At 71.2% G+C, this 10,089-nt stretch carries 9 protein-coding genes; 4 read left to right on the top strand and 5 right to left on the bottom strand.

Annotated features, from left to right (window positions below; all coding sequences use genetic code 11):
• Positions 1 to 206: 206 nt before the first annotated feature.
• The 3 genes from ABTZ99_RS43920 to ABTZ99_RS43910 form a co-directional block, all read right to left on the bottom strand.
• The gene (locus tag ABTZ99_RS43920) at positions 207 to 1,844 is read right to left on the bottom strand and encodes a PstS family phosphate ABC transporter substrate-binding protein (protein ID WP_499619066.1); all 1,638 of its coding nucleotides are present in this window, start codon (positions 1,842 to 1,844) and stop codon (positions 207 to 209) included.
• A gap of 127 nt (positions 1,845 to 1,971) precedes the next feature.
• Positions 1,972 to 2,367 carry an AMIN-like domain-containing (lipo)protein gene (locus ABTZ99_RS43915; RefSeq protein ID WP_499619064.1) on the bottom strand — a complete coding sequence of 132 codons (396 nt, stop codon included), beginning with the start codon at positions 2,365 to 2,367 and terminating at the stop codon, positions 1,972 to 1,974.
• A gap of 225 nt (positions 2,368 to 2,592) precedes the next feature.
• Entirely contained in the window at positions 2,593 to 3,423 is an 831-nt protein-coding gene (locus ABTZ99_RS43910; protein WP_498780616.1) for a polysaccharide deacetylase family protein, read from the bottom strand.
• 192 nt (positions 3,424 to 3,615) lie between these two features.
• On the opposite strand from ABTZ99_RS43910, the gene ABTZ99_RS43905 reads away from it, so the two are divergent.
• Both ABTZ99_RS43905 and ABTZ99_RS43900 read left to right on the top strand, forming a co-directional pair.
• Entirely contained in the window at positions 3,616 to 4,143 is a 528-nt protein-coding gene (locus ABTZ99_RS43905) for a YbhB/YbcL family Raf kinase inhibitor-like protein (protein WP_498780614.1), read from the top strand.
• Positions 4,144 to 4,198: 55 nt separating this feature from the next.
• Positions 4,199 to 5,575 (top strand): mycothione reductase, encoded by a 1,377-nt coding sequence (locus tag ABTZ99_RS43900; RefSeq protein WP_499619062.1) that lies wholly within the window; start codon positions 4,199 to 4,201, stop codon positions 5,573 to 5,575.
• Between the two features lie 140 nt (positions 5,576 to 5,715).
• Here ABTZ99_RS43900 and ABTZ99_RS43895 read toward each other — a convergent pair whose 3' ends face one another.
• On the bottom strand, positions 5,716 to 6,930 hold the full coding sequence (locus tag ABTZ99_RS43895) for an MFS transporter (protein ID WP_499619068.1): 1,215 nt from the start codon (positions 6,928 to 6,930) through the stop codon (positions 5,716 to 5,718).
• A gap of 125 nt (positions 6,931 to 7,055) precedes the next feature.
• On the opposite strand from ABTZ99_RS43895, the gene ABTZ99_RS43890 reads away from it, so the two are divergent.
• Complete coding sequence (locus ABTZ99_RS43890; RefSeq protein ID WP_498780612.1) at positions 7,056 to 7,727, top strand: FadR/GntR family transcriptional regulator; 672 nt, start codon at positions 7,056 to 7,058, stop codon at positions 7,725 to 7,727.
• 305 nt (positions 7,728 to 8,032) lie between these two features.
• Here ABTZ99_RS43890 and ABTZ99_RS43885 read toward each other — a convergent pair whose 3' ends face one another.
• Positions 8,033 to 8,941: a LysR family transcriptional regulator gene (locus ABTZ99_RS43885; RefSeq protein WP_498780610.1), complete on the bottom strand. Its 909-nt coding sequence runs from the start codon at positions 8,939 to 8,941 to the stop codon at positions 8,033 to 8,035.
• A 73-nt stretch (positions 8,942 to 9,014) separates the two neighbouring features.
• Here ABTZ99_RS43885 and ABTZ99_RS43880 point away from each other — a divergent pair, with 73 nt between their 5' ends.
• The gene (locus ABTZ99_RS43880) at positions 9,015 to 9,914 is read left to right on the top strand and encodes an EamA family transporter (RefSeq protein WP_498780608.1); all 900 of its coding nucleotides are present in this window, start codon (positions 9,015 to 9,017) and stop codon (positions 9,912 to 9,914) included.
• The last annotated feature ends 175 nt before the right edge of the window (positions 9,915 to 10,089 follow it).

The raw sequence follows: 10,089 nt of genomic DNA, 5'->3' as shown, positions 1-10,089 counted from the left end.
GGTGCTTTAGGCTGGTCGATGCCGGCAGGCCCGGCGGGACGCTTTTCCCCGCCGGGCCTGCCGGCTTTGGCCTGCCTGGAGTGCCCGTAAGGGCCCCATGTCAAATCGAGCCGGACCGGACCCACACCGCCCACACCGCCCCGCCAACTCGAACCGGACTCACCCCCGAGCCGCCCTCAACCACCGCACCACCCGCCCGCCCGCATTCACCTCAGATTGCACAAATCCAACGGCACCCCATCCGCCGTCACACACGGCAGGTACCCGGCATCCTTCATCCGCACCCGAGCCCCGTCGTGCTCCCGCACGTACGCCACGAACCGCGCGACCAACGACCCCGACGCCGGCTCCGACCGCGTGTACAAGTACTCCACCGTCCAGAACGGGTAGCCCGCCTCCACCCCCGCCGCCGCGTCGAACACCTTCCCGCCCAACGACAACGCGGTCAACGCGTTCGTCTTGCGGGCCTCCGCCACCGAAGGCGCGTCCGCGTACCCGATCGCACCCTCCACCGCGCCGATCTCCCGCACCACGTCCGCGTTCTCGTCCCGCTCGCACCGGATCACCGGGGCCTCCGGCGCGCGGTCCTTCGCCCGGCAGTCGTTGGACGACAACGCGCTCTCACTCGTACCCAGCACCCGCCGCTCGAACAGCTCCCGCGTCCCCGACTCACCACCCCTGCCCACGATCCGGATCGGCAACGGCGAACCACCCCGCAGCTGGCTCCAATCCGTGTAGACCCCCGCGTAGATCCCGCGCAGCTGCTCCACCGTGATGCTGTCGAGCCCGACCGAGCTGTGCACCACCACGTGGTAGACCACGATCGCCAGCTGCTGCGCGAAAACGCCCTGCACCTCCTGCTTGCCGTCCGAGAGCGCCACCACGCCCTCCTCACCCCCGGCCACCTCGCGCACGCCTTGGATGCTCCCCGTGGCGGACGTGGTGATCTCCGCACCGGGGCAGGCCTGCTCGTACTGGTCGGCGATGGTGGCCATGGTCGGCATGAACACGCTCGACCCCTCGACACGCACCTTGCCCGACGCGCACGCCACCGTCGCGTCGTTCGAACCCGGCGGCCACGCCAGCACGAGCACCAGCACCGCCGCCAGCAACGCGGCCAGGCCACCGGTCAACCGGGGCAGGGTGAGCAGCCGCTCCGGGCGCTCGTCGTGCACGATCCCCGCGCCCCCGAGGCTGCCGACGACCTTCACGTCCTTGCCGAGCTCGCCCTTCGGCTTGCCGTCCGGCTCACGCAGCACCACCAGCAGCTTGAACTTCTGCTTGCGCCGCAGCACGAGCTTCTCCAGCCGCACGCCGTGCCAGACCGGCTCGCCCGGCAGGTCCGCCGGCACCGCCAGCCCACCCCACTTGGCCACCCGCTGCGCCATCCGCTCGCGCACCGTCGGCAGCGACGCCTTCGCCGGACTCGCCTCCGAGCCGAAGAACTGCAGGCTGCGCCGGATCTCGGCCTTCAGCTCCTCCGAGCCCGCCTCGGACACCCTGGCGTTCCACACGATCCGGTCGCCGAAGGTGAACGTCAGCGGCTTGTCGAAGTCCTCGCCGTCGATGTCGTAGCTACCGGTGTTGCGCACCCGGATCACCACGATGCTCATCCGGTCCAGCACCCGCACCAGTTCCCTCAGCTGGGGCGAGTTCGGGTCGGTCCCGTCGTGCAACTGCTCGGGCCCGAGACCGATCTTGGAGTTGTAGAGCACCCGGAACCCGAGCCGCTTGCGGCGCACGAAGAGCCGGTCGATGACCGGCGTCGCGAACAGCAGCCCGATCGCGAGCAGCACCGGACCGGGACCACCGAGGAAGTCCAACGCGGAACGCAGCACCTGCACACCGAATTCTCGGTCGGCGGACCGACCGAGAACCGGGTCATCGCCGGGAGTTCACCGTGACTTCACTGGACGTCAAGGGAGTCCGGCCGTTCGAACCACCTACTCAGTGCCGACTTCGAACCACCTATCAGTGCCCGACGTCGATGACCACGCGGGTCGGCGAGTCGAGCAGGAACACGCGGTGCCACGAGTCGCGCCGCATGCCGAGCCCGACGGTGAGGTTGGCCTCGAAGTCACCCGTGATCGCGAACGCCTGGACGTTGGTCAGCGCGGGCGTCTCGAACCGCCGGGGACCGGTGTAGGTCGGGTTCCCGTTGTCGTCGTGCGCTGCGGCCGGCGCGAGCCGCACCTCCAGGAAGTAGGCGCCCGGCAACGAGACCGGGTTGCCGGAACCGTCCTCGTAGAGCTGGTCGACGCTCCGGATGAAGAACTCCGGCCGGTGACCGTCGAGGTCGAGCACGACCCGGTCGAACCCGACGTGTCTGCCCGTGCGCACCCCGATCAACACCGGCGTTTGCGTCATCGACGACACACCCGTCGCCCCCAACACACGCGACCCACCGGACACCGCCGACCCAACCGACGCACCAGACCCGCCGGACACGCCCGACGCCGCGGCCGGAACCGCGACCCCGACCGCGGCCATGGCGAACACGAGCACTGCGAGTTTCCTGAAACGGCTGTTCATGACGTCCTCCAAGGGCTCTCCCGGCTGACTGCCGGTACACCCCTAGAGACGTGTCGCACGTCACACGGTTGCCTGCGGATCGGCCAGGAAGTCACCCAGCACGACCGGCGTCAGCCCGTCCAGCTTGCAGCGCTCCAGGAACGCCAGGAAGTCCTGCACGAACGTGTGCCGGAAGTGCATCAGCACGATGTCGCCCGCGTTCAGCCGACCACCCGCCTGGAACTGCACGACGCCGTCGTTGACCGCCGCCGTCCACATGACCAACGCGGTGAACCCGCAGTCGGCGGCCGCCCGGCGCGTGGTGTGGTCGAAGTTGCCGAACGGCGGGCGGAACAGCTTCGGCCGCGCCCCGAGCTGCACCCGGAGCAGCTCGGCGTTGCCGCAGATCTCACCGCGCTGGAAGTCGTAGGACGTGCCCGTCAGGTCGGGGTGCGTCGCCGTGTGCGCGTGGACCGTCGCGAGACCCTCGAACCCCTTGAAGTAGTCGGCGTGCCCGTCCACGTGCTTCGAGTTCAGGAACAGGGTCGGCTCGACACCGCTCTTGCGCATCAGCTCGGCCGCGGCCGGGTGGCGGACCGCGCCGTCGTCGATCGTGACGAACACGTACGGCCGGTCGGTCTCGATCCGCCGGACCACGGGCACCATGCCGTCCACGATCGGCGGCACGTGCTGCTGGGGCGTGCCGAAGACGTACGGCCGCTGGAACACGGGAATGGTGGTCCCGCCGGGGCCGGGCACGGCCGTCGGCGGCGTGGTCGTCGTGGTCGTCGTGGCGGTCGTCGTCGCGGCGACGGCCGCCGCCGACGGGACCTGCCGTGGTTCCGGCTGCGACGAACACGCGCACAGCACCGCGACGACGGCGGCCAGGACCGCCACTCCCCTGGGTCTCATCCGGGCTTCCCCCTCGAACGGGCGTCACCCATCCAGGTGACGCTCACTCGATTGGAGACGCCACGAGGATCACTCAGGTTGCTCACGGATTCGAGCGTCACCCCTGGCGACCTCCGGCGCACCCTCGCTGCGGCACTTCCACCCCGGAGATAGGGTCGGGCGGGTCCCGCAAGATCACGTGTGGAGGACCTGATGAGCCTCGAACGCCCCGTCGCGCCCGATCCCTACGCGCTGCTGCCGCAGGTGGCGTCGTTCACCCTCAGCTCGACCGACGTGTCCGACGGCCAACCCCTGGCGGACGCGCAGGTGTTCGAGGGCGGCAACACCTCGCCGCAGCTGAGCTGGACCGGGTTCCCGGAGGAGACCAAGAGCTTCGTGGTCACCTGCTTCGACCCGGACGCGCCGACGCCCTCGGGCTTCTGGCACTGGGTCGCGGTGAACCTCCCGGCGTCCGTCACCTCCCTCGACACCGGCGCCGGCGCCTCGGACGACACGCTGCCCGCCGGCGCGTTCCACGTGCGCAGCGACTTCGGCACCCGCGCGTTTGGCGGGGCCGCCCCGCCGCCCGGCGACCAGGTGCACCGGTACTACTTCGTGGTGCACGCCGTCGACGTCGACCGACTGGACGTGGACGGCGACGCCTCCCCCGCCGTGGTCAGCTTCAACCTGGCGTTCCACACCCTGGCGCGGGCGATCCTCGTGCCGACCTACGCCCACTGAACGATCGACGCCGACCCCGGGAACAAGTGCCTCACGTCGCGGGTTGCAGCACGACGTGAGGCACTTCGACCTGGTCATCATCGGCACCGGTTCCGGCAACTCCATCGTGGACGAGCGGTTCGCCGGCTGGAACATCGCGATCGTCGAGAAGGGTGTGTTCGGCGGCACGTGCCTGAACGTCGGGTGCATCCCCACGAAGATGTTCGTGCACACCGCGGACGTCGCCGCCGCACCCTCCTCGGGCGCGCGGCTCGGCGTCGACGCCCACCTGGACGGCGTGCGGTGGACGGAAGTGCGCGACCGGATCTTCGGCCGGATCGACCCCATCTCCGAGGGTGGCCGCCGCTGGCGGGCCGAGGAGAACGCCAACGTCACCGTCTACGAGGGCACGGCCCGGTTCACCGGCCCCAAGACCCTCGACACGGGCACCGGCGAGGTGATCACCGCGGACCGGTTCGTGCTCGCCGCGGGCAGCCGGCCGGTGGTCCCGGACGTCGCCGACCTCGACTCCGTCGGCTACCACACCAGTGACACGGTCATGCGGCTCGACGCCCTGCCCCCTCGCCTCACCATCCTGGGCAGCGGTTTCGTGGCGGCCGAGTTCGCGCACGTGTTCTCGTCCTTCGGCGTGCAGGTGACCGTGGTCGGGCGGTCCGACCTGCTCCTGCGCCACGAGGACCGCGAGATCGCCACCCGGTTCACCGAGACCGCCGCGCAGAAGTGGGACGTGCGGCTCAAGCGCAAGGCGGTGCGGGCCGAACGGGTCGACGGCGTGGTGCGGCTGCACCTGGAGGGCCCGGACGGCGCGGAGGTCGTGGAGTCCGAGGAGCTGCTGGTCGCGGTCGGCCGCACGCCGAACTCGGACCTGCTCGACCTGGCCGCCACCGGCGTCGACGTGCACCCCGACGGTCGCGTGGTCGTCGACGAGCACCAGCGCACGTCCGTCGAGGGCGTCTACGCGCTCGGCGACATCAGCTCCGAGTACCAGCTCAAGCACGTGGCCAACCACGAGGCGCGGGTCGTGCAGCACAACCTGCTGCACCCGGACGAGCCGATCTCCTCCGACCACCGGTTCGTGCCGGCGGCCGTCTTCTCCTCGCCGCAGATCGCGTCGGTCGGGTTGACCGAGGAGCAGGCCGTCGAGCGCGGCGTGCGCTACGTGACGGCGGCGCAGGCCTACGCGTCGATCGCGTACGGCTGGGCGATGGAGGACACGACCGGGTTCGCGAAGGTGCTGGCCGACCCCGACACGGGCCTGATCCTGGGCGCGCACGTGATCGGGCCGCAGGCGTCGAGCGTGATCCAGCCGGTGATCCAGGCGATGAGCTTCGGCCTGGACGCCCGGACGATGGCGCGCGGGCAGTACTGGATCCACCCGGCGATGCCCGAGGTCATCGAGAACGCGCTGCTCAACCTACCCCTGACGGACTGAGCGCCCCGCGCCCCGCGGCCACGAGCACCAGCACCAGCACCAGCACCACAAGATGGAGACCCGGTCGTACCCCTCGTGCGACCGGGTCTCCGTTCTGTCCGTAACCGACACATCGTGCCGGGAAGACGAGGCGTTATCAGCTACACCGTGCGCGGCCGACCGGCGACCCACCCGAGCCCGGTCAGCACGACCAGCAGCCCCACCAGGACCAGCATCGACATCGTCCAGGTGCCGGTGGCACCGCGCAGCACCCCGAACGCGAACGGTCCGGCGGCCGAGATCAGGTAGCCGATGCTCTGCGCCATCGCCGAGAGCCGCGCCGTGTCCGCACCGGTCGACGTGCGCAACGAGATCATCACCAGCGCGAGCGGGAACATGCCCATCCCCACGCCGATCAGCACGACCCACAACCCGGGCGCCGCGCCAGGAGCCAGGGCGAGGCCCAGCACGCCCAGCACCGACAGCACGCCCAACACCAGCACCAGCCACGACTGCCCGGACCACCGCGCCGCCAGCGGGGGCACGATCAGGCTCACCGGCACGCCCAGCACCATCGTGATGGCCAGCAGCAGCCCGGCCGTCGTCCGGTCCACCCCGGAGTCGACCAGGATCTGCGGCAACCAGCCCATCACCGTGTAGGCCAGCAGCGACTGGAGCCCGAAGAACACCGTGATCACCCAGGCCAACCGGCTGCGGAACAACGACCGGCCGGCCTTCACCGACCGCGTCACCGGCCGTGCGGCCAACCCGTGCCGGGCACCCGCCAGCCACACCAGCAGAGCCGCCGCCGACAGGAACGCCCAGGCGCCGACCGCCAGCCGCCACGACCCGAACGCCGACTCCAGCCCCGGCGTGAACGCCGCGCCGACCGCTGCCCCGGCCGCCAGCGCGGCGGTATAGACGCCGGTCACCAGGCCCACCCGGCCCGGGAACGACTCCTTCACCACCACGGGGATCAGCACGTTGCACACCGCGATGCCCGCGCACGCGATGAACGTGCCGCCGAGCACCGCCACCGGCCCGTCCACCACCCGCAGCACCAGGCCGACCGTCAGCACCAGCAACGACAGCGCGACCGCCCGGGCCATCCCGAACCGCCGCCCCAGCCAGGGCGCGAGGAACGCGGCGAACCCGAAGCACAGCGTCGGCACGGCGGTCAGCAGGCTCGTCCACGCGGTCGACACGCCGAGCGACGTGCGCACGTCACCGAGCACGGAGGCCAGGCTCGTCACGGCCGGGCGGAGGTTCGCGGCGGCCAGCGCTACGCCGATCGCCAACAGGGTGCTGCCGACCAGGGCAACTTGACGGCTCCGACGCCCCTCACCCACGGCAGTGCGGCCAGGATGGTCGGCGATCGTCGCATTGGCATCGCCATCGGTGGCAATGTGGGCAGTCGACGGTGACCAGTCTGGCCGGGTCTGCTGGATTGGCACCTGGCTACTATCGCAGACATGGGATGTTCGGATGAAAGGATGACGCTGTGCCGTTGGCCACTACTCGGCGGGCCGGGCTCGTCGACCAGGTGATCGACCAGATGAGGGGAGCGATCGCCGCCGGTGAATGGCCGGTCGGCCGCCGCATCCCACCGGAGCCGGAGCTGGTCACCGCCCTGGGCGTGGGTCGCAACACCGTGCGGGAGGCCGTGCGCGCCCTGTCGCACGCGGGGCTGCTGGAGGTGCGCCAGGGCGACGGCACGTTCGTCCGCGCGACCAGCGAGCTGTCCGGCGCGGTCCGCCGGTTGTGCGGCAGCGAGCTGCGCGAGGTGCTCCAGGTGCGCCGGACGCTGGAGGTGGAGGGCGCCCGCCTGGCCGCGACCCACCGCACCGACGAGGAGCTCCGCAAGCTCGAGGAGCTGCTGGCCGAGCGGGACGCCGCGCTGGCCGCGAAGGAGTGGGCCCGGCTGGTGGAGCGGGACACCGCGTTCCACGTGATGCTCGTGCAGTGCTCGCACAACACCCTGCTGGCCGAGCTGTACCAGGGCCTGACCGAGGCGGTCCGGGCCAGCATCACGGCCACCGTGGAGACCGACCACGAGGACGACCACGTGTCGCACACCGGTCTGCTCGACGCGGTCCGCGACCGTGACGCGGCCCGTGCGGCGGCTGAGGCGGGAGGCTTCCTGGAGGAGTTGCTGGAGCGGCACAAGGACTGAACCGCGGTCCGCGACCGCGGCAGCCGCGGCACCACGCCGTTGCGGGGGCGAGGTCCCGCAGGCCTACCACGACCTGCGGGCAGGTCTCACCGGCGTGCGCCCTTCCGGGCGTGCCAAGGCGGTAAGGGCTTTCACGACGGGGCGGAGACCTCCCACGGCGGCGGAGTTCCGCAGGAGGCCTCCTGGTGAATGGCTTGACCGGGTCCAGACCCACGACCCCCGACGACCCACTTCGATAGTCGTCGCAATTGCGCCCGCCGCAACCGTCGGTTGCCCGATCGTTATCTGCGGCCCCGGAACCGGCCTCAAGCGGTCTCCCGCTGCTCCCAGCAGTCCCGCAACGCCGCCAGGGTCGCGGTCACGGCGGGACGGCGGCCGGCCTGCGTGCGCCACACCGCGAACACCCGACGCGTCGGCGTCGGCCGGAACGGCACCGCGCGCACCGAGTCCGGCAGCGCGCCACGGCCCAGCCGGGGCAGCAGCGCCACGCCGATCCCCTTGGCCAGCAACGCCAACTGCGTCTCGTACTCGGCGATCCGGTAGGCCAGGTCGGGTTCCATGCCCGCGCCGCGGAAGGTGTTCACCAGCCAGTCGTGGCAGATCGTGCCCTCCGGCTGGCAGATCCACCGCTCGCCCGCCAGGTCCTCCGGCACCACGCTCTCCCGCTGCGCCAACGGGTGCGCGACGGGCAGCAGCACGTCGGCGACGTCCTCGCCGAGCCGCACCCGCGACACGGGCTCGGGCACGGCCAGCGGCGCGTTGACCCAGTCGTGCGTGACGGCCAGGTCCAGCTCGCCGCGCGCCACCGCCTCCAGGCAGTCCGGCGGGTCGAGCTCGACCAGGCGCACGTCCAGCTGCGGGTGCCGCTCGGCCAGCCGCACCACCGCCGCGGGCAGCAGGCCGCGCGCGGCGGTGGCGAACGCGCCGACCCGCAACTCGCCGACGGCCGCGCCGCGCTGCTCCTCCAGCGCCACCTCGGCGTGCTCGACCAGCGCGAGCACCTGCCCGGCGGTGGCCGACAGCAGGTGCGCGGCGTCGGTCAGCGCGACACCGCGGCCACGGCGTTCCAGCAGCGTGGTGCGGGTCTCCCGTTCCAGCTTGGCGATCTGCTGCGACACCGCCGACGGGGTGTAGCCCAACGCCGTGGCCGCCGCGCCGACCGAGCCGTGCTGCGCCACGGCGTGCAGGGCGCGGAGCCGTCCGAGATCAAGCATGTAGCAATGCTAAACCGAAACCTTCAGCACTCGTCGCTGGTCCTAAACGATGGCACCGCTGAGACTCGGTGGTGTGAAACCACGCCACGTCGCGATCGCGGTGCTCGTCGCCACCATCTGGGGGATCAACTTCGTCGTCATCAAGGTGGGTCTGCGCGACTTCCCGCCGTTGTTCTTCTCCGCGCTGCGGTTCCTGGCCGCCGCCGTGCCCGCGCTGTGGTTCGTCGGCCGGCCCAAGGTGGCGTGGAAGTGGGTCGCCGCGGTCGCGCTGGCGCTCGGCGTGGCCAAGTTCGGGTTGGTGTTCGTCGGCATGGCGGCCGGGATGCCCGCCGGGTTGTCGTCGTTGGTGTTGCAGAGCCAGGTGTTCTTCACCGTGCTGTTCGCGGCCGTGCTGCTGCGGGAACGGCCGCGGCCCGTGCAGCTGCTCGGGATGGGCGTGGCGGCGGCGGGGATCGTGGTGATCGCGTTCGACTACGGGGTCGGCAGCCCGATCTCGGCGTTCCTGCTGGTGGTCCTCGGCGCGGTGGCGTGGGGCCTGGCCAACGTCGCCACCCGGTACGCCCGGCCGCCGGACCCGATCAACTTCATCGTGTGGGTAAGCGCGTTGGCGGTGCTGCCCCTGCTCGGGTTGTCGCTCGTCTTCGAGGGCCCGGCCGCGGACCTGGCCGCGTTGCGGGGGATGGATTGGAGCGGCGTCGGCGCGATCCTGTTCATCGCGTGGGTGTCGACGCTGCTCGGCTTCGGGTTGTGGAACCTGCTGCTGCGGACTTACGAGGCGAGCGCCGTCGTGCCGTTCGCGCTGCTGGTGCCGGTGGCGGGGATGTTGTCGGGGTGGCTGCTGCTCGATGAGGCGATCACGGCGGTGCGGCTCGGGGCGGCGGCGCTGGTGATCATCGGCATGGCGGCGACGACGGTGAAGCGACGTGGGTCGCGTGTGTCGGAACCGGTGCTCGTTGGAGTGGGTGCTCGGTGAAGGTGGTGGTTGGGGCAGGCTCGGGGTCGACGCAGGTTCGGCTCGGGTGCGGCTCGGGTTGGCTCCGGGCAGGTTGCGTCCGGCTCGATTTGACATGGGGCCCTTACGGGCACCCCAGGCAGGCCAAAGCCGGGCAGGCCTGGCGGGAAAAGCGTCCGCCAGGCCTGCCCGGCTT

Source organism: Actinosynnema sp. NPDC002837 (assembly GCF_040295345.1).
Taxonomy (GTDB): domain Bacteria; phylum Actinomycetota; class Actinomycetes; order Mycobacteriales; family Pseudonocardiaceae; genus Actinosynnema.
This window is presented reverse-complemented; position numbering and strand designations above follow the sequence as displayed.

What these genes read in the sequence shown, in the direction of transcription:
- ABTZ99_RS43885 (WP_498780610.1), bottom strand. Translation starts at nt 8,941, where the DNA reads ATGCTTGATCTCGGACGGCTCCGCGCCCTGCACGCCGTGGCGCAGCAC.
- ABTZ99_RS43915 (WP_499619064.1), bottom strand. Translation starts at nt 2,367, where the DNA reads ATGACGCAAACGCCGGTGTTGATCGGGGTGCGCACGGGCAGACACGTC.
- ABTZ99_RS43905 (WP_498780614.1), top strand. Translation starts at nt 3,616, where the DNA reads ATGAGCCTCGAACGCCCCGTCGCGCCCGATCCCTACGCGCTGCTGCCG.
- ABTZ99_RS43910 (WP_498780616.1), bottom strand. Translation starts at nt 3,423, where the DNA reads ATGAGACCCAGGGGAGTGGCGGTCCTGGCCGCCGTCGTCGCGGTGCTG.